Genomic DNA, 19,459 nt, shown 5'->3' with positions numbered 1-19,459 from the left:
CCTACGACACCGTGAGCCAGTAGAAGTCCCTCGAACCCCATGTCATCACGACGTCGCCGTCCTCGCCCACCGAGGGGAACGTCGCCCCGCCGAACACGTCGGTCAGGGTCGCGCCCGCGTGCTCGGGCAGGTGGATCGTGGCAGTGCGCGCGGTCGCCGAGAGGTTCGCGACGCACAGGATGGTCTCGGCCTCGTTGCGGCGCAGGAACGCGAGGACCGACTCGTTGTCCGTGCTGAGCGTGACCTGCTCGCCCGCCCCGAAGGCCGGGTGCAGCCTGCGCACCGCGAGCATGCCGTGGACCCAGTGCAGCAGCGACGTCGGCTGCGCGAGCTGGTTCTCCACGTTGACGTACCCGTAGTTGTGCACGAGCGACTGGATGGGGGGCAGGTACAGCTTGCCCGGGTCGGCGGTCGAGAAGCCCGCGTTGCGGTCCGGGGTCCACTGCATGGGCGTGCGGACCGCGTCCCGGTCCGGCAGCCAGATGTTGTCGCCCATCCCGATCTCGTCGCCGTAGTACAGGCACGGGCTGCCCGGCAGCGACAGCAGCAGCGCGTGCGCGAGCTCGACCTCCTTGCGCGAGTTGTCGAGCAGCGGCGCCAGGCGGCGGCGGATGCCGACGTTCGCGCGCATGCGCGGGTCCTGCGCGTACCACCCGTACATCGACGCGCGCTCCTCGGTCGAGACCATCTCGAGCGTCAGCTCGTCGTGGTTGCGCAAGAACGTGCTCCACTGCGCGCCCGCAGGGATGGGCGGGGTGTCGCGCAGGATGTCGACGATCTGGTTGGCCCGCTGGTCGCGGATCGCGTAGAAGATGCGCGGCATGACCGGGAAGTGGAAGCACATGTGGCACTCCGGCTCCTCCTCGGTGCCGAAGTAGTCCACGACCTCCGCGGGCCACTGGTTCGCCTCCGCGAGGATGATCCGTCCCGGGAACTCGGCGTCGACCATCTCGCGCACGCGCCGCAGGAACCGGTGCGTCTCGGGAAGGTTCTCGCAGTTCGTGCCCTCGGCCTCGAACAGGTACGGGACCGCGTCGAGGCGGAACCCGTCCACGCCCACCTGGAGCCAGAACCTCGTCACGTCGAGCATCGCGTCCGCGACGCGCGGGTTCTCGAAGTTGAGGTCCGGCTGGTGCGAGAAGAACCGGTGCCAGAAGTACTGGCGCCGGACCGGGTCGAACGTCCAGTTGCTCGTCTCGGTGTCGACGAAGATGATCCGCGCGTCCTGGTAGCGCGTGTTGTCGTCGCTCCACACGTAGAAGTCGCCGTACGGGCCCTCGGGGTCGGCGCGCGACGCCTGGAACCACGGGTGCTGGTCGCTCGTGTGGTTCATGACCAGGTCGATCACGATCCGGATGCCGCGCGAGTGCGCCTCGGCGATGAGCTCGGTGAAGTCGGCCATCGACCCGTACTGGCCCGCGATGGCCGTGTAGTCGGCGACGTCGTACCCGCCGTCCCGCAGCGGCGACGGGTAGAACGGGGGCAGCCACAAGGCGTCGATCCCCAGCCACTGGAGGTAGTCGAGGCGTTCGATCAACCCGCGCAGGTCGCCCGAGCCGTCCCCCGAGGAGTCCGAGAACGCGCGGACCAGGACCTCGTAGAACACGGCCGTCTTGTACCAGGCGGGGTCCGCCGAGAGCCCCGAGCGCTGCGCCGACGGAGCCTCTGGCTGGCGGCGTACCGGCAGGGCGCCGACGGGCAGGGGCGCGGTCGTCGGGGCGACGGGGGCAGGCCCCGCGGCGGGCCCCGCGGCGCGGGCGGCCGGCCCTGCGGCGCGGGCCGAGAACGGCGAGCTGCTCATGGCGTCCTCACGTGGATGACGTGCGCCACCTGCTCCTGGGGGACCAGCCTGACGTAGACGTCCTGGCCCCACCCGTACGAGGCGCCGGAGAGCAGGTCGTGCGCGACGAACTGCTGCTCGGGCGCCAGGCCCAGCGCGGAGAGGTCGAGGTGGACCATCGACTCCTGCGTGCCCCACGGGTCGAGGTTCACGACCACGATCACGGTGTCGGCCGGCACGACCGTCCCGTCCGGCGACACGCGCTCGGGCAGGTGCCGCGAGAACGCGAGGACGTGGTCGTTGGTCGTGGGGTGGACCGTGAGGTTGCGCAGCTGGCGCAGCGCAGGGTGCTCGCGGCGCACGTCGTTGAGGGTCGTCAGGAGCGTCGAGATGCCGATCTCCCCGGCGAGCGCCCAGTCGCGCGGCTTGTACTCGTACTTCTCGTTGTCGATCTGCTCCTCGACCCCGGGGCGGGGCACGTTCTCGACGAGCTCGTAGCCCGAGTAGACACCCCACGTCGGGGACCCGAGCGCCGCGAGCACGGCCCGCACCGCGAAACCGGCGACACCGCCGTGCTGGAGGTAGGGCGGCAGGATGTCGTGCGTCGTGGGCCAGAAGCTCGGGCGCATGTAGGACCCCGCGGGCCCCGAGACCTCGGTCAGGTACTCCGCGAGCTCGGTCTTCTCGTTGCGCCACGTGAAGTACGTGTACGACTGGTGGAACCCGATGCGTGCGAGCGTGTGCATCATCGCGGGCTTGGTGAACGCCTCCGACAGGAAGATCACCTCGGGGTTCGTCGCGCGGACCTCCGCGAGCAGCCACTCCCAGAACGGCAAGGGCTTGGTGTGCGGGTTGTCGACGCGGAACGCCGTGACGCCGCGCGCGATCCACACCCGCACGACGCGCAGCACCTCGGCGTAGATGCCCGCCGGGTCGTTGTCGAAGTTGAGCGGGTAGATGTCCTGGTACTTCTTGGGCGGGTTCTCGGCGTACGCGATCGAGCCGTCGACGCGCGTCGTGAACCACTCGGGGTGCTCGGTGACCCACGGGTGGTCGGGCGAGCACTGGAGCGCGAGGTCGAGAGCGACCTCCATGCCCAGGCGCCGGGCCTCCTTCACGAACGCCTTGAACGTGCGCTCGGTGCCCAGCTCGGGATGGATCGCGTCGTGCCCGCCGTCCTTCGAGCCGATCGCGTACGGCGAGCCCGGGTCGCCCGGCAGTGCGGTGAGCGAGTTGTTGCGGCCCTTGCGGTGCGTGGTCCCGATGGGGTGCACGGGCGTCAGGTAGACCATGTCGAAGCCCATCGCGGCGATCGCGGGCAGCCGCCTGGCCGCGGTCGTGAACGTCCCGGAACGCCACGTCCCGTCCTTGAGGCGCCGCGCGCCCTCGGAGCGGGGGAACATCTCGTACCAGGCACCGGCGAGCGCGAGCGGCCGGTCCACCCGCAGGGGATACGTGCCCGACGGCGTCACGTGGTCCCGCAGGGGAGTGCGGCCCAGGGCGTCGCGCACCTCGGGCGACAGGGCTGCCGCGAGCCGCGCCGGGGAAGGGCGCGACGGGTCCGCGAGGGCCGCGGCGCCGTCGTGCAGGGTCTTCGCGTCCCGCGGGCTCAGGCCCTCCAGGGCGGTGATGCGCTCGAAGAGCGCGACGCCCTCGGCGAGCATGAGCTCGACGTCGATGCCCGCCGCGACCTTGATCGCCGCGTCGTGCGCCCACGTGCCGTACGGGTCGGACCACGCCTCGACGCGGAACGACCACTCACCCGGGGAGTCGGGGGAGACCGTCGCCCGGAACCGGTCGAGTCCCGGAGCGACGTCGACCATGCGCGCCCACGAGTGGTCCGAGCCGTCCGGGGCGACGAGCACCGCGGTCGCCGCGACGGCGTCGTGCCCCTCGCGGAAGACCGTGGCCTCGACCGGGACGACCTCGCCCACCACCGCCTTCGCGGGCCAGCGGCCCCCCTCGACCACGGGCGACACCTCGACGACGGGGATGCGCCCGATCGGGGCGGCGGGGGCGATCGGAGGAGCGAGCGGGACCGTCGCCGGGGCGATGGAGGACACGATCGAGGGGGCGGTCGGTCGGGGCGCCGGCGCGGGGGTCACGGGGCTCGTGGAGTTCTCAGGCACGAGCACAAGGTATCGAGCGCGGGCGATGTGCGGCACCCGCTGGGCGGGCGTGGCGCGCAACCCGTGGCGCGCGGCTGCCCGGCCGACCGCTCGCAGACGGGAAGCCGACAGGTTGCCGACGGGTTGCCGGCGGGTGAAACGCCCTGAGCCCGTCGCGAGCACACGGCAGGTAGAGGGTGTACAGCGGCCCACAGTTGCGTACTGTCGGACCCGTGAGAGCGATCAGACGTTTCACCGTCCGCACCGTCCTGCCCGCCGAGCTGCACGACCTCGACGAGCTGTCCCTCAACCTGCGTTGGTCCTGGCACACCGCCACGCGCGAGCTCTTCTCCGGGATCGACCCGCAGCTGTGGGAGTCCGTGAAGCGCGACCCCGTGGCGCTCCTCGGCGCCCTGGGGCCCGACCGCCTCGCGGCGCTCGCGGCCGACCAGGAGTTCGTGGGCCGCGTCCGCGCGGCCGCAGCCGACCTGCACCGCTACCTCCAGGACCCGCTCTGGTACCAGGAGCAGGCCGCGGGCGGCGAGGAGCTCCCGCAGGCGATCGCCTACTTCTCCCCGGAGTACGGCATCACCTCGGTCCTGCCGCAGTACTCGGGCGGCCTCGGCATCCTCGCGGGCGACCACCTCAAGAGCGCGTCCGACCTGGGCGTGCCCATCGTCGGCGTCGGGCTGCTCTACGGCGCGGGCTACTTCCGCCAGTCCCTCACGCGTGACGGCTGGCAGGTCGAGACCTACCCGCTGCTCGACCCCGACGGACTGCCCCTGACGATCCTGCGCGAGGACGACGGCACGCCCGCGCGCGTCTCGATCGACCTGCCCGGGGGGCGCGTCCTGCACGCGCACGTGTGGGTCGCGGCCGTCGGGCGCGTCCCGCTGCTGCTGCTCGACTCCAACGTCCCCGGCAACGACGAGGCCGCGCGCAAGGTCACCGACCGCCTCTACGGCGGCGGCGGCGAGCACCGGCTCCAGCAGGAGCTGCTGCTCGGCGTCGGCGGCGTGCGCGCGCTGCGCCTGTGGTCGCACCTGACCGGCGCCCCCGAGCCCGAGGTCTACCACACCAACGAGGGGCACGCCGGGTTCCTGGGCGTCGAGCGCATCCGTGAGCTCGTGACCGGCGCGGGGCTGACGTTCGACGCAGCCCTCGAGGCCGTGCGCGCCGCGACCGTGTTCACGACCCACACGCCCGTCCCCGCGGGCATCGACCGCTTCGGCCGCGACCTCATCGGCCAGTACTTCGGCGGCGACAACCAGATCCCCGGGATCGACGTCGACCAGGTCCTCGCGCTGGGCGCCGAGGACTACGACGGCGGCGACCCCACCGTCTTCAACATGGCCGTCATGGGCCTGCGCCTGGGCGGCCGCGCCAACGGCGTGTCCCTCCTGCACGGCGAGGTCTCGCGCGGCATGTTCAACGGCCTGTGGCCGGGCTTCGACTCGCGCGAGGTCCCCATCACGTCCGTGACCAACGGCGTGCACTCGCCCACGTGGGTCGACCCGCGCCTGGCGACCCTCGAGGCCGAGCGCCTCGGGCTCGACGAGCTCACGGCCGACGCTGCGTCGTCGGGCTGGCTCGACCCCGCCGGGGTGAGCGACGAGGAGCTGTGGGGCATGCGCCGCGAGCTGCGCGGACAGCTCGTCGACGAGGCCCGCAACCGGCTGCGCAGGTCCTGGCGCGAGCGCGGGGCCAGCCCCGCCGAGCTCGGCTGGGTCGACGACGCGCTCTCGCCCGACGTCCTGACCATCGGGTTCGCGCGCCGCGTGCCCACGTACAAGCGCCTGACGCTCATGCTGCGCGACCCCGACCGGCTGCGTTCGCTGCTGCTCGACCCCGAGCGGCCCGTCCAGCTCATCGTCGCCGGCAAGTCGCACCCCGCCGACGACCAGGGCAAGCGGCTCATCCAGCAGCTCGTCCGGTTCACCGACGAGCACGACGTGCGCGGGCGCATCGTGTTCCTGCCGAACTACGACATCGGCATGGCGCAGTCGCTCTACCCGGGCTGCGACGTGTGGCTCAACAACCCGTTGCGCCCGCTCGAGGCCAGCGGCACGTCGGGCATGAAGTCCGCGCTCAACGGCGGCCTCAACCTGTCGATCCTCGACGGGTGGTGGGACGAGTGGTACGACGGCGAGAACGGCTGGGCCATCCCCACGGCCGACGGCGTCGAGGACACCGACCGCCGCGACGACCTCGAGGCAGCGGCACTGTACGACCTCATCGAGACCCAGGTCGCGGCACGGTTCTACGACCGTGACGAGCGGGGTGTGCCCGTCCGGTGGCTCCAGATGGTGCGGCACACGCTCGCGACCCTCGGCCCCAAGGTCCAGGCCACGCGCATGGTCGCCGACTACGTGCACCGCCTCTACGGGCCCGCCGCGGTCGCTGGTCGCACGCTCAACGCCCCGGGCTTCGAGCCCGCACGCGAGCTCGCGGCATGGAAGGCGCACGTGCGCGGGGACTGGTCGCACGTGCGCGTCGACCACGTCGAGTCGAGCGGGATCCGCGAGGTGCCGCAGGTCGGGGACCTCCTGACCGTCAAGGCCTACGTGTCGCTCGGAGACCTGGCACCCGGCGACGTCGAGGTGCAGGTGGTCCACGGCCGCGTGACCGAGGCCGACGTGATCGAGTCGTTCACGGCCGAGCCGCTCGCGCTCGCCGAGACGTACGAGGCGGGCCGGGCGGCGTTCGCCGGGTCGGTGCGCCTCGAGGCGTCGGGACCGTTCGGGTACACCATCCGGATCGTGCCCAAGCACGAGGGGCTGGCGAGCGTCGCGGAGCTGGGGCTGGTGGCGAACGCCTGACCACCTCGGCGCCGAAGTAGTACGCGCCGCGTGAGGTAGAACCCCCTACGTTCTACTTCACGCGGCGCGTACTACGTCGAGCGTTCGCGAGCCAGCCGTCTGGCCGCGCGGAGCCGACCCGCGAGGCGCTCGGGATCCTTCAGGTCCTCCCAGGTCACGCGAAGGATGGTCCACCCCGACTCCCGGAGGGCGTCCTCGCGTCTCTTCTCGGCAAGCAGCCGTTCTCGGGGATCGCCCATGCCTCCGGCGTACTTGACCGCGCCGTCGAACTCGAGCCCGATGCGAAGCTCGGGCCAGGCGAGGTCGAGCCGGAACTCGCCGCGCCAGGTGATGACGGGGAACTGAGGGACGAGGGGCGGCAGGCCGACGTCGAGGGCGGCCCAACGCACCAGGGTCTCGCCGGGGGACTCGGACCGAGCGTCGGCGAGCTGGAGGATCTGCCTCGCCTGGACCACTCCGCGCTTTCCCGCCGACTCGTCGAGGATCTGGTCGAGCAGCCGGACCTCGGCACCGAGACGCAGGGCAGAGTCGGCGACGACCAGGGCGCTGGGGGCCGGCAGCGAACGAGCGCAGTCGACGACGGTCCGCTCCAGGGAGGTGACCGGGACACCGTCCAGGTCGCTCCGGTCCCGTTCCGGCAAGGCAGTCCAGTGTCGTCGGATGGTCGGGTCGGCGTCGCGGCGCACGCTGGGATTCGCGAGCTGCGTCACATGGACCAGCCGCCCGAGCCTCCAGGTCCAGCACCCCCACAGGAGCGCTGCGGTCTCGTGGCTCAGCCAGTAGGAGGTGGTGAGCCTCTCCACGACCCCTCGGACGCTCGCGAGCACCTCGGCCTCGCGTCGGAGCGCGTGGCCCTCTCCGGTGGGGAGCGGCAGGTAGACCCCCGGTCGGACACGGACCACCTGTCCTTCGCGTCGGCTCTTCTCGAGCCGGGCCCGGGTCGCTGGTTCGTACCGCAACGCGGGTGGGACCCGACGAGCAGCCTCTGTTCTTCCCATGCCGCTCAGCGTGCCGGTGATCGACGGGAACAGGGTGGGGCGACTGGGTATCTGTGGACGACCCGCGGGCGAAGTAGAACGTCCTGGTCGAGGTAGTACGCAGCGCGTTCTATCTCACGCAGTAGGTTCTATCTCGACGGAAGACCACCCCGGCGACGTCGAGGTGGGCCACGTCCGGCCCGGCGGCCGGAGGACCGGGGGGAGGGGCGTGGTCGGGCGGGGTCATGCGGGGAGCGTACCGGCGTGGGCGTGCGCTGGCCGGGCGGCCTCGCCGCGGCTACGTTCGCCTCATGCCCGACGACGCCGCTCACCTCCCCGACCGTCCCCCGCCCTTCGGCGGGGTCGCGTGGGACGACGACGCGTCGGCCGGTGACTGGATCGGGCCTCGGCTGGGCGGGTGGGGGACGGTCGGGTCCTGCGTCTCGTCGGGCTATGCCGCGTACGCGCGCGTCCCCGACGTGCCCGCGTGGTCCGACGAGGACGAGGCCATGGGGTCCCTCTACCTGGGTCGGAGCGACCAGGCGGGTCCCGAGCAGATGGACCTGCTCCTCGACGCCCTCGCGCCGTTCACGGGCGACCAGCCTTGCCACTTCGCGCTGTGGACCGGGTACGGGTGGCTGTACGACCACGGGACGCGGCCCGAGGACTCGACGTCGTTCGCTGCGCTGACGTACGCGATCGACGACGTGGGCGAGGGGGACGCGCCGGGGTCGTCGTTCGCGCTCGCGCAGGCGCAGGCCGAGGCCCGGCTGCGAGCGATGCGGGCAGCGCACCAGGTCGAGCGGCCCACGGCCCCGACGCTCGCGCTGCCGCACCGCGACTACCACCTGTGGCACGGCCCGCTCGCGGCTGCGGCGGCGTTCGCGTCGCTCGACCAGTCGCCCACGCTGTGGTGGCCGGACGACCGGTCGTGGTTCGTGTGCACCGAGCTCGACACCGTGGCCACCGACCTCGGGGGCAGCGAGGAGCTCGTCGCCGCCCTGCTCGGGGTGCCCGGGCTGCGCGCGTCGCGCGTGAGCCCGGACGACCCGGTGCAGATGCCCGCGGACTGGTGACGGGAGCGGTCCTCCGCCTGCGGACCCGGGCCGCTCCGCCGACCTAGAGGATCCGCGCGAGCGCGCGCCCTACCGTGCGCCCCGAGAACAGGCAGCCCCCGAGGAACGTCCCCTCGAGCGCCCGGTGGCCGTGCACGCCGCCGCCCCCGAACCCGGCGGCCTCGCCCGCCGCGTACAGGCCCTCGAACACCGAGCCGTCGGGGCGCAGCACGCGACCGTCGGTGTCGGTGTGCAGACCGCCGAGCGTCTTGCGGGTCAGGACCGAGAGCCGCACCGCCAGCATCGGGCCGTCCTTGGGCGTCGTGAGCGGACGCGGCGGCGACACCCGGATGACGCGGTCCACGAAGAACTTGCGGGCCATGGCCGTCGCGACGACCTGGTGGTCCTTGCCGAGCCCCGAGCGCACCTGGTCGTCGCGCAGCCGCACGAGCCGTTCGAGCTCTCCCGCGTCGATGTGGCCGCGGGCCCCGGGGGTCGCGTCGGTCAGGGCGTTCATGCCGGCCGCGAGCTCGGTCGGGTTCGCACCCCACACGAACTCGGGGGACTCGGCGGCGAACCGCGCCACGGGCCCGACCGCCCCCGGCAGCACGCGCTGCGCCAGCAGGCGCACGCTCCGGCCGGTCAGGTCAGGATTCTGTTCCGAGCCCGACAGCGCGAACTCGCTCTCCATGATCGCCTTGTTGAGCACGAACCAGGAGTGGTCGTCGCCGCGCGCCGTGACGTGCTGGAGCGATCCCAGGGCGTCGAAGCCGGGGAACAGGGGCGAGGGCAGTCGGTGCCCGTGCGCGTCGACCCACAGCGACGACGGGCCGGGCAGGATGCGGATGCCGTGGTCGGTCCACACGGGGGAGTGGTTCGCGATGCCCTCGGGGTAGTGCCACATGCGGTCCTCGTGCACCAGGGCCGCACCCGCGTCGCGCGTGATGCCGAGCAGCAGTCCGTCGGTCGAGTCCGGCACTCCTGAGAGCATGCGCGCGGGCAGCACGCCCGCAGACGCGGGCCAGTGCGCACGGACCAGGTCGTGGTTCGCGCCGATCCCCCCGGAGGAGACGACGACGGCGCTCGCCGAGAGCTCGACCTCGCCCACGACGTCGCGCACCGAGGGGGCGCCGCGCTCGGCCGGGTCGTCGGCCAGGATCTCGGCCCGCACGCCGGTGACGGCGCCGTCGGTCACGACGAGGTCGGTCACGCGGTGACGGAACCGGATGTCGAGCAGACCGGCTGCCCGGGCGTCGAGGGCCGCGCGGACGAAGGGTTCGAGGACGCCGGGGCCGGTGCCCCAGGTCACGTGAAAACGGGGCACGCTGTTGCCGTGGCCGCCCGCGGGGTAGCCGCCGCGCTCTGCCCACTGGACGAGCGGGAACCAGCGCACCCCCTTGGCGTGCAGCCACGAGCGCATGTCGCCCGCCGCGAAGTCGACGAAGCCGCGCGCCCAGGCGTAGCCCCAGCGGTCGGGACCCTCGCCGTCGGCGGCGCCGGGGGCGAAGTCCGCCGACCCGAGCCAGTCGTCGAGCGCGAGCTCGGGCGTGTCCTTGACGCCCATGCGGCGCTGCTCGGGGGAGTCGACCAGGAAGAGGCCGCCGAAGGACCAGTAGGCCTGGCCGCCCAGGCTCGCGGCAGGTTCCTGGTCGAGCAGGATCACGTGGCGCCCCGCGGCCGTGAGCTCGGTCGCGGCGACGAGGCCCGAGAGTCCCGCGCCGACCACGATCACCTCGGCACGATCAGGGCCGGACCGGCTGGGAGCGCTCCCGTGGGCGGGCGTGCCCGACGGGACGGCGTTGCTCGCGGAAGGGATGCTGACGTCGTTGTCACTCATGCGCAGAGACTAGACCCCGCGCCCCGCCGCGAGGTAGGGGGCAGTCGTCGGGAGAGAGGCCCAGCCCTACCCCCGACGCGAACCCTCTACCTCGGCGAGAGATAGACCTGCAGGCTGAGCGGCTCCAGGAGGGCCGTCCCGGGCGCTCCTCCGGCCTCGTGCGGGCCGGGGGGCGCGGCGTCGCCGCCCTCGGTCGGGTGCTCCCAGTCGGAGTCCCACGCAAGCACCCACGCGGTGGCACCGTCCCCCTCGGCCGCCCCGGGGGCGGAGCGCCCCGGCACGTCCGCGAGCGTCACCTCGACCGTGTCGAGCGCTCCGTTGAGCACCAGGAGCACGTCGCGGTCGCCCGCTCTCGGCCCGGTGCGCAGCATCTGCAGCACGCGGAACCCGGGGTCGTGCCAGGCCGCGTGGTCGAGGGTGCAGCCCGCGGCGTCGAACCACGCGAGGTCCGGCACCGCGTCCTGCGCCGAGTGCCGGGGCCGGCCGTGGAAGAACGTCTCGCTGCGCAGCGCCGCGTGCTCGCGGCGCAGCTCCAGGAGGTAGGCCGTGGTCGCGAGCAGGTCCTTGCGCCAGGGCGACAGGTCCCAGCTCACCCACGACACCGGCCCGTCCTGGCAGTACGCGTTGTTGTTGCCGCGCTGGGTGCGTCCCATCTCGTCGCCGGCCGTGAGCATGGGCGTCCCCGCCGCCAGGACCTGGGTCGCCATGAGGTTGCGGATCGAGCGGCGGCGAAGAGGCGCGATCTCGAGCCCCGGCTCGAAGCCCTCGATCCTCATCTCCTCGTTCTCGACGCGCCCCTCGAACCCGTGGTTCCAGGACCGGTTGTCGTCGCTGCCGTCGCGGTTGCCCTCGCCGTTGGCCTCGTTGTGCTTGTGCTCGTAGGCGACGAGGTCCGCGAGCGTGAACCCGTCGTGCGCCGTCACGAAGTTGACCGACGCCACCGGCCCGCGCATGAGCGGCGGGTCGCTGTGCCCGAAGAGGTCCGCCGACCCGGCCAGGCGGGTCGCGAGCTCGCGCACGCCCTGCCCCGGGCGCCCGTGCGAGGCCTCGCGCGGGTCGGCGAGCCAGAACTGCCGCACCGCGCCCCGGAAGCGGTCGTTCCACTCGGCCAACGGCGCGGGGAACTGCCCTGTGCGCCACCCGCCCGGACCGACGTCCCACGGCTCCGCGACGAGCTTGAGGCCGTTGAGGACCGGGTCGGTCTGGAGCGCGACGAGGAACGGGTGGTCGGGGTCGAACCCGGCGGGTCCGCGGCCCAGGGTCACGGCGAGGTCGAAGCGGAAGCCGTCGACGCCGACCTCCTGCGCCCACCAGCGCAACGAGTCGAGCGTCATCTGCACCACGCGCGCGCGCCGGAAGTCGAGGCTGTTCCCCGTCCCGGTGACGTCCGCCAGCTCGGCCGGGGACGCGCCGTCGTGCAGGTAGTAGACGGGGTTGTCGAGGCCGCGCCACGACAGGTGCGGGCCGTCCGCGCCGCCCTCGCACGTGTGGTTGTGCACGACGTCGAGGAGGACCTCGAGCCCGGCCTCGTGCAGCAGGTGCACCATGCCACGGACCTCGTCGATGACCGCGCCGGGCCCGGCCTCCTGCGCGGCGCGCGTCGCGTACGGGGCGTGGGGGGCGAAGAAGCCCGCGGTCGAGTAGCCCCAGTAGTTGGTCTGGCCCCGGGCCACGAGGTGCGGCTCGGTGAGGAACGCGTGGATCGGCAGCAGCTCGACCGTCGTGACGCCCAGCGACTTCAGGTGCGCGATCGTCGCGGGGTGCGCGAGCCCCGCATAGGTGCCGCGCAGGTGCTCGGGCACGGCGTCGAGCTGCATGGTCAGGCCGCGGACGTGGGCCTCGTAGACGACGGTGTCGACCCACGGCACGTGCGGACGGCGCACGGGCTCGTGCCCCGTGCGGGGCGCGACGACGACCGCGTGCGGCACGTGCGGCGCCGAGTCGCGGGGGTCGGCCGGACCGCGGACGTCACCGACGAGCGCGCCCGCGGCGTCCCGCTCGGCGACGTGACCGCGCGTGGACGGGTCGTCGTCGAGCACGCCCACGATCCCGTGCGCGTACGGGTCGAGGAGCAGCTTCGCGGGGTTGTACCGGAGGCCGGCCGCAGGGTCCCACGGGCCCTCGGCCCGGAAGCCGTAGCGCTGCCCCTCGCGCACCCCGGGCACGTGCCCGTGCCAGACGCCGTGGACCGGCCCGCCGAGAGCCACGCGCCGTTCGTGGATCTCGCCGTCGGCCGAGACGTCGAGCAGGCACAGGTGCACAGCGCTCGCGTGCGAGGCGAGCACGGCGACGTCGACGCCGTCACCGGCGAGATGGACACCGAGCCGGGGGACCGGGCCGTGCGAGGGACGGGGGCGGGGGGAGGGGGCAAGCGCTTGCACCTCTCCATTGTGCGGCCCGCATGTGGACGGCTCGTGCTCACCAGGTGGTCGTGCGCGAGATCTCACCCGGTTGCGCGGCGCTGCCCGGTAGGGTTTCGCCTGTGCCACACCTTCCACGGAGGGCTGTGGCGTGCGGGTACCACCCGGGTCCACCGTCGTCCCAACCACGGAGCACATCACGATGAGGATCGTCGTCGCCGTCAAGTACGTTCCCGATATCCACGCCGACCGGCGGTTCGACGCCGGACGAGTGGTGCGATCGTCCGAGGAGGGGACCCTCAACGAGCTCGACGAGAACGCGATCGAGGCCGCGCTGCGCATCGTCGAGTCGCTGCCGGAGGCCGAGCAGGAGACCTCCGAGGTCGTCGTCCTGACCATGGCCGGCCCAGAGGCCGACACCGCGATCCGCAAGGCCTACCAGATGGGCGTCGGACGCGGCGTGCGCGTGAGCGACGAGGCGCTCGCGGGCTCGGACTACTTCGGGACCGTCGCCACGCTCGCCGCGGCGATCCGCAAGCTCGAGGAAGAGGGGCCGGTCGACCTCGTCCTGACGGGGATGGCAGCCCTCGACGGGCTGGGGTCCGTGGTCCCCGTGCTGCTCGCGGCCGAGCTCGACCTGCCGCAGCTCACGCTCGCGGGCAAGCTCGAGGTCGACACCGCTGCCCGCACGGCCCAGGTCACGCGCGAGCTGGACGACGCGCTCGAGGTGCTCTCGGCACCGCTGCCCGCCGTGGTCAGCGTGACCGACCACGCCAACTGGCCGCGCTTCCCCAACTTCAAGCTCATCATGGCCGCGCGGACGCAGCCGATCGAGGTCTGGGACCTCGCTGAGCTGGGGCTCGACCCCGCGACCGTGGGTGACGCCGGAGCCCGCACCCGCGTCCTCGCCGCCACGCCGCGCCCGCCGCGTCCCGAGGTCGAGGTCGTCGTCGACAAGGGCGAGGGCGGCCGCGCGCTGGCCGAGTTCCTCATCCGTAACGACCTGGTCTGAGAGGGAACACCGTGACCACCAACGTCCTCGTCCTGCTCGACTCCCCGGAGACGCAGCTGCGTTCCGCGGCCCTCGAGCTCCTGACCATCGCGCGCAGCCTCGGCCGCCCCAAGGCCGTGACGCTCGGCAGCCCGAGCGTCACGACGCTCGCCCAGCTCGGCGCCTACGGTGTCGACACGGTCCTCCAGGCCGAGCTGCCCACGTCCGTGAGCGCGGACGCCGCGCACCTCACGGCGGTCGTCTCGGCGACCCTCGAGACCGCCGTGCGCCGCGCGAACGCGGACATCGTGCTGCTCTCGGCGACGTTCCCCAACAAGGAGGCCGCCGCCCGGCTCGCCTACGCGCTGGGCGCCGGCCTCGTGATCGACGCGGCCGCGGTCCGCGCCGAGGACGGCAAGGCCGTCGGCTACAAGCGGGTCTTCGCGGGCTCGTGGGACACCTCGTGCGAGGTCGTCACCGAGCAGGCCGTGTTCACGGTGCGCGCCAACTCCGTCGTCCCGGAGCCTGCCGAGTCCTCGGTCCAGACCGAGGTCATCGGGTTCCCCGTCGACGTACCGGCGTCGGCGACGAACGTCACGGTCGTGTCCCGTGAGGAGAAGCCGGTCGTCGAGGGTGGGCGCCCCACGCTCGCCGAGGCCGCGACGGTCGTCGCGGGCGGTCGCGGCACCGACGGCGACTTCGGGCCGATCGAGGAGCTCGCCGACGTGCTCGGCGCGGCCGTCGGCGCGACGCGCGACGCGGTCTACGAGGGCTGGTTCGACACCTTCATCGGCCAGACGGGAGTGACGATCGCGCCGCGCCTGTACATCGGCGCCGGAATCTCGGGGGCCCCGCACCACCGTGGCGGCATGCAGGCCTCGCAGGTGATCGTGGCCGTCAACAACGACTCCGACAGCCCGCTGTTCGAGATCGCGGACTTCGCGGTCGTGGGCGACCTCGCCGAGGTCCTGCCGCAGGCAGCGCAGGTCCTGCGGGAGCACAAGGGCTGACCCCCTGACCCTGACGGACGCCCCGGCGGGCTCGGCCCGCCGGGGCGTCCGTGCGTCCGGGGACGAGGTCGCGAGCGACCGAGGCGGGTCACAGACCCAGGTGCTCCAGCCAGGCGAGGGCCGAGACCGACTGCCCGAGGGCCACCGTGGGGCGGCACGGGTCGGACCGCGGGGCGGGTCTGCGCGTGGCGTCCATGCTGAAGCCCGCGAACCCGCCGACGATCGACCGGAGGTCTCCGGGGTGCACCTCGGCGCCGAGGGGGTGGTCGTCGAACACCGCGGTGAGCCAGGCCCCCGCACGCTCGGCGTCGTCCCAGGTCACGAGAGGTGGGGAGCCGTCGGTCGGCACGCACACCTCTGGCGGGTCGAAGACGCCGTCGACGCCCTGCGAGCCGACCGTGACGAGCAGGTGCGCGAGGTCCAGCCACCCGGCCCCACGCATCGCGTAGGGCCAGTCGAGGACGTACACCCTGTCGTCCGTGACGGTCAGGTTCCGCGCGCGCATGTCGCCGTGGACGATCGACTCCCCCTCGCACGCTACGAGGACGCCCAGCTCGAGCTCGGCGAGCGCCGCGAGCCGACGGGCTGCCCACGGCGCGAGCGCCCCCAGGGGCTCCCAGGGCTCGCGCAGCATCCGACCCCACCCGATCGCGGTGGACGCGAGCTGTGGTCCGGCCGGTGGGAGCGGGATCTGCCGGGCCCCGGGGACACGTGCCAGGTCGTCGAGGGTGTCGAGGACCCTCGCGAGCACCGCGGGCTCCCACGGGACCTGCGGCGGGTAGCCGTCGATCGCCTCGTAGGCGAGCACGATCCAGTCGCCGTCGCCGTGGCCCCACAGGAAGCGCGGCGTCGGGACCGTCGAGGGCAGGCGGGTCGCGATGCGTGCCTCGGCGCGGTGCAGGTCGGCGCACTCGCGTTCGTCGCGCGTGCGCGCCGCCTTGAGGAAGACCTGCCCGCCCGTCGACAGCCGGAGCAACGACCCCATGCCAGGGCTGAAGCCGCTCACGACGCTGATCTCCTCGACCACGTGCGCCTCCATCGTGGCCTCGATCTCGTCGCGGAGCTCACGGGGCAGCATGGCCCACCGCAGGCGGTCGCTCGCGTGGGCTCGCGGATCCTGCGGTGAGAGGACCACGCGGGAGGTCGCGACGTCGTCGGGCATGGGGCAGAACGCTCGCACGGGGTGAGGAGGGACGGGAGGCGGGGCGGTCGAGGTGTCGCCGTTCATGAGCGGACCCCGGCCGTGCGACGAGGCGCGACGGTCAGTCTGCGGGGTTCCAGGAGGCGAACGAGCATCTGTCAAGATATCGGTTTTTCCTGTGCTGTCCAGCAATGCTCCACAGAACTCACGGACCTCGTGCGCACCGTGGCGGCGGCGGCCGCGAATACCTTCGTAGACTGGACGACTGTGATCGCCTCATGACCGCCACGCCCGCCGAGCCCTCGCACGGCGCCTACCTCGACCACGCCGCCACGACCCCCATGTCGCCGGCCGCGCTCGAGGCCTTCGTCGCGGAGCTCGCCCAGACCGGCAACCCGTCCTCGCTGCACGCGGCGGGCCGGGCCGCTCGCCGCGTCGTCGAGGAGTCGCGCGAGGCCGTCGCCGCTGCGCTCGGCGCGCGACCGAGCGAGGTGATCTTCACGGCCGGGGGGACGGAGTCGGACAACCTCGCGATCAAGGGCCTGTTCTGGGGTCGACGGACCACCGAGCCGCACCGTCGCCGCATCCTGGTCTCGGCCGTCGAGCACCACGCGGTGCTCGACCCGGCCTTCTGGATGGCCGAGCACACGGGCGCGGAGATCGTCCTGCTACCCGTCGACGTCGACGGCAGGCTCGACCTCGACGCCCTGCGCGCCGAGCTCGCGGCCAAGGGGGACGAGGTCGCGCTCATCTCGGTCATGTGGGCGAACAACGAGGTCGGGACGATCCAGCCTGTCCACGAGGTCGTGCAGATCGCCCGTCCCTACGGCATCCCCGTGCACTCCGACGCGGTGCAGGCCGTCGGGCAGGTGCCGGTCGACTTCGCTGAGAGCGGCCTCGACGCCCTGACGCTCACGGGCCACAAGCTCGGCGGACCCATGGGTGTCGGTGCGCTGATCGCCAAGCGCGGGCTGCCCCTGACCCCGGTGCTGCACGGCGGTGGGCAGGAGCGTGGCGTGCGCTCGGGCACGCTCGACACCCCCGCGATCCGGTCGTTCGCGGTCGCGGTGACCGAGGCCGTCGGTGCTCGCGCCGAGCGGTCCGAGCATCTCGCGTCGTTGCGCGACGACCTGGTCCGGGGTGTGCGGGCGGCCGTGCCGGACGCGGTGCTGCGCGGCCCCGACCCGCTGGTCGACCCGTCCCTGCGGCTCCCTGGCAACGCGCACTTCACGTTCCCCGGCTCCGAGGGCGACTCGTTGCTGTACCTGCTCGACTCGGCGGGCGTGCAGACGTCCACCGGGTCGGCGTGCCAGGCGGGTGTGCCGCAGCCCTCGCACGTCCTGCTCGCGATGGGGGTCTCGGAGGAGGACGCGCGCGGCGCGCTGCGGTTCTCGCTCGGGGCGACCTCGACGCACGACGACGTCGCGCGACTTCTCGACGCGCTGCCGCAGGTGGTGGCGCGCGCCCAGGCCGCCGGGCTGGCGTCGTCGGCCCGGTCCGGGCCCCCGAGGACGCGCCCGGCCGCCACGACAGGGAGGTCCGCATGAGAGTCCTGGCAGCGATGTCCGGCGGTGTCGACTCGGCCGTCGCGGCGGCCCTGGCCGTCGAGGCCGGCCACGAGGTGGTCGGCGTGCACATGGCCCTGTCGCGCAACCGCGAGCAGTTCCGGGCGGGTTCGCGCGGCTGCTGCTCGATCGAGGACGCGGGCGACGCGCGCCGCGCCGCCGACGTGCTGGGCATCCCGTACTACGTGTGGGACCTGTCGGAGCGCTTCGAGGACACGGTCGTCGCGGACTTCCTGTCCGAGTACGAGGCCGGGCGCACGCCCAACCCGTGCGTGCGCTGCAACGAGCACATCAAGTTCGAGGCGCTGCTCGACAAGGCCACGGCGCTCGGTTTCGACGCGGTCGCCACGGGCCACTACGCACAGGTCCTCACGCGCGAGGTCACGGTCCCGGGGACGGACGGTGAGCCCGTGACCCGTACCGTCCGCGAGCTGCACCGCTCGCCCAACGAGGCCAAGGACCAGTCGTACGTGCTCGCCGTGATGGGCCAGGAACGGCTGGCCCGGTCGATCTTCCCGCTCGGCGGCTTCGCGTCCAAGGACGAGGTCCGTGCCGAGGCCGAGCGGCGAGGCCTGTCGGTCTCGAACAAGCCCGACTCCTACGACATCTGCTTCGTGTCCGACGGCGACACGCAGGGCTTCCTCAAGGCGCGCCTGGGCGCGCGCACGGGCGAGATCGTCGACACCTCGGGCGAGGTCCTCGGGGAGCACGAGGGGGCCTACGCGTTCACGGTCGGCCAGCGCAAGGGCCTGTCCCTGGGGCGACCGGCCGCGGACGGCAAGCCGCGCTACGTGCTCGAGGTCGAGCCGGTCTCCAACCGGGTCGTCGTGGGTCCGGCAGAGCTGCTCACGGTCGACCGCATCGAGGGGGACCGCTCGGTGTGGCTCGCGGACGACGTCCTCGCGGCCGCCGGGTGGGAGCAGGCCCCTGCCGGGCCCGGGCCCGACGGTGCGGGAGCCGGCCAGGTGTCCGGCTGGTTCGACGCGTCGGTCCAGGTGCGTGCCCACGGGGTGCCGGTCCCTGCGCGGGTGCGCGCCGTCGTCGGGCAGGCGGACGGTCGTGAGGCGCCCGGTGCCGCCGACGGAGCGCGCACGGAGGTCGAGCTCACGGGTGAGACGCTGCGCGGCGTGGCCGCAGGGCAGTCGCTCGTCGTGTACCAGGGGACGCGCGTGATCGGGCAGTCGACCGTGCAGCGCGCCTACCGGGCGCAGCGCGCGGCGAGCGCCGCCCGCTGAACGACCGGCCGTGCGCCACTCGTCACACCGCGACCGGGACGCTGCTCCCCACCGCGGCACCGGGCTGCGTCGCGGCGAGCACCGCGCTCGTCGGGACGACGGGGTGCTCGCTGAGCTCGCGCACGAGCCACGCGTCGTCGCGCACCGCCCAGTGCTCGGCCTCGCGCCCGTCCACGAAGCGCAGCATGTGCATCTCGCGGACCGTGAAGTGACGGCCCGTCGGGGCCAGGCCCCGGAAGTAGCCCGTGTGCCGGGCGCTGAACGCGACGTGCAGCGCCACCAGGTCGCCCTCGGCGACCGCGTGCAGCACCTCGACGCGCTGGTCCGAGAACGCGTCCGAGAACCAGTGCATGGTCGCGACGAGCCCCTCGATGCCGCCCGAGCAGCCGGGGGCCGGGTCGTGGTTGTGGAAGTCGGCGGCGACGAGCGCCGCGAGCGCCTCGGCGTGGTTCCCAGGGATGGCCTGCGTGTGGACCGCGATCGCGGCCGCCTTGTTGGTCGTGTGGGCGGCGGTCGTGTCCGCCTCGTCCCGGTCGCCGGGAAGGGTGGTCCCGGTCGCCTCGTGCCTGCTGCTGCTCATG

At 73.2% G+C, this 19,459-nt stretch carries 13 protein-coding genes; 6 read left to right on the top strand and 7 right to left on the bottom strand.

Annotated elements, in window-relative coordinates; genetic code table 11:
* Position 1: 1 nt before the first annotated feature.
* Together treS and H9640_RS18380 are read right to left on the bottom strand one after the other, a co-directional pair.
* Positions 2-1,801 (bottom strand): maltose alpha-D-glucosyltransferase, encoded by a 1,800-nt coding sequence (gene treS / locus H9640_RS18385; RefSeq protein WP_191792220.1) that lies wholly within the window; start codon positions 1,799-1,801, stop codon positions 2-4.
* Complete coding sequence (locus tag H9640_RS18380; RefSeq protein ID WP_404821907.1) at positions 1,798-3,909, bottom strand: alpha-1,4-glucan--maltose-1-phosphate maltosyltransferase; 2,112 nt, start codon at positions 3,907-3,909, stop codon at positions 1,798-1,800. Before H9640_RS18380 ends, treS begins: the two co-directional genes overlap by 4 nt.
* 212 nt (positions 3,910-4,121) lie before the next feature.
* Here H9640_RS18380 and glgP point away from each other — a divergent pair, with 212 nt between their 5' ends.
* On the top strand, positions 4,122-6,707 hold the full coding sequence (gene glgP / locus H9640_RS18375) for an alpha-glucan family phosphorylase (protein WP_191792218.1): 2,586 nt from the start codon (positions 4,122-4,124) through the stop codon (positions 6,705-6,707).
* 71 nt (positions 6,708-6,778) lie between these two features.
* Here glgP and H9640_RS18370 read toward each other — a convergent pair whose 3' ends face one another.
* Positions 6,779-7,609, bottom strand: coding sequence for a hypothetical protein (locus H9640_RS18370; protein WP_191792217.1), 831 nt, complete (start codon positions 7,607-7,609; stop codon positions 6,779-6,781).
* A gap of 386 nt (positions 7,610-7,995) precedes the next feature.
* Here H9640_RS18370 and H9640_RS18365 point away from each other — a divergent pair, with 386 nt between their 5' ends.
* Positions 7,996-8,760: a hypothetical protein gene (locus H9640_RS18365; RefSeq protein WP_191792216.1), complete on the top strand. Its 765-nt coding sequence runs from the start codon at positions 7,996-7,998 to the stop codon at positions 8,758-8,760.
* Positions 8,761-8,803: 43 nt separating this feature from the next.
* Here H9640_RS18365 and H9640_RS18360 read toward each other — a convergent pair whose 3' ends face one another.
* Both H9640_RS18360 and glgX read right to left on the bottom strand, forming a co-directional pair.
* The gene (locus tag H9640_RS18360) at positions 8,804-10,576 is read right to left on the bottom strand and encodes an FAD-binding dehydrogenase (RefSeq protein ID WP_191792215.1); all 1,773 of its coding nucleotides are present in this window, start codon (positions 10,574-10,576) and stop codon (positions 8,804-8,806) included.
* An 86-nt stretch (positions 10,577-10,662) separates the two neighbouring features.
* Positions 10,663-12,957: a glycogen debranching protein GlgX gene (glgX, locus tag H9640_RS18355; protein WP_318243842.1), complete on the bottom strand. Its 2,295-nt coding sequence runs from the start codon at positions 12,955-12,957 to the stop codon at positions 10,663-10,665.
* A gap of 181 nt (positions 12,958-13,138) precedes the next feature.
* On the opposite strand from glgX, the gene H9640_RS18350 reads away from it, so the two are divergent.
* Both H9640_RS18350 and H9640_RS18345 read left to right on the top strand, forming a co-directional pair.
* A complete protein-coding gene (locus H9640_RS18350) occupies positions 13,139-13,948 on the top strand; it encodes an electron transfer flavoprotein subunit beta/FixA family protein (RefSeq protein WP_191792213.1) in 810 nt (269 codons plus the stop codon).
* Positions 13,949-13,959: 11 nt separating this feature from the next.
* On the top strand, positions 13,960-14,937 hold the full coding sequence (locus H9640_RS18345; RefSeq protein ID WP_191792212.1) for an electron transfer flavoprotein subunit alpha/FixB family protein: 978 nt from the start codon (positions 13,960-13,962) through the stop codon (positions 14,935-14,937).
* Positions 14,938-15,025: 88 nt separating this feature from the next.
* On the opposite strand, the gene H9640_RS18340 is transcribed toward H9640_RS18345, so the two are convergent.
* A complete protein-coding gene (locus H9640_RS18340; protein ID WP_191792211.1) occupies positions 15,026-16,099 on the bottom strand; it encodes a phosphotransferase in 1,074 nt (357 codons plus the stop codon).
* Positions 16,100-16,356: 257 nt separating this feature from the next.
* On the opposite strand from H9640_RS18340, the gene H9640_RS18335 reads away from it, so the two are divergent.
* Both H9640_RS18335 and mnmA read left to right on the top strand, forming a co-directional pair.
* Positions 16,357-17,625, top strand: coding sequence for a cysteine desulfurase family protein (locus tag H9640_RS18335; RefSeq protein WP_191792210.1), 1,269 nt, complete (start codon positions 16,357-16,359; stop codon positions 17,623-17,625).
* Positions 17,622-18,878 (top strand): tRNA 2-thiouridine(34) synthase MnmA, encoded by a 1,257-nt coding sequence (gene mnmA / locus H9640_RS18330; RefSeq protein WP_191792209.1) that lies wholly within the window; start codon positions 17,622-17,624, stop codon positions 18,876-18,878. Before H9640_RS18335 ends, mnmA begins: the two co-directional genes overlap by 4 nt.
* Positions 18,879-18,900: 22 nt before the next feature.
* Here the strand turns inward: mnmA and H9640_RS18325 are convergent, their stop codons facing one another.
* Positions 18,901-19,458 carry an ester cyclase gene (locus H9640_RS18325; protein WP_191792208.1) on the bottom strand — a complete coding sequence of 186 codons (558 nt, stop codon included), beginning with the start codon at positions 19,456-19,458 and terminating at the stop codon, positions 18,901-18,903.
* Between the last annotated feature and the right edge of the window lies 1 nt (position 19,459).

It is taken from the genome of Oerskovia gallyi (assembly GCF_014836745.1).
GTDB classification, from domain to species: domain Bacteria; phylum Actinomycetota; class Actinomycetes; order Actinomycetales; family Cellulomonadaceae; genus Oerskovia; species Oerskovia paurometabola.
This window is presented reverse-complemented; position numbering and strand designations above follow the sequence as displayed.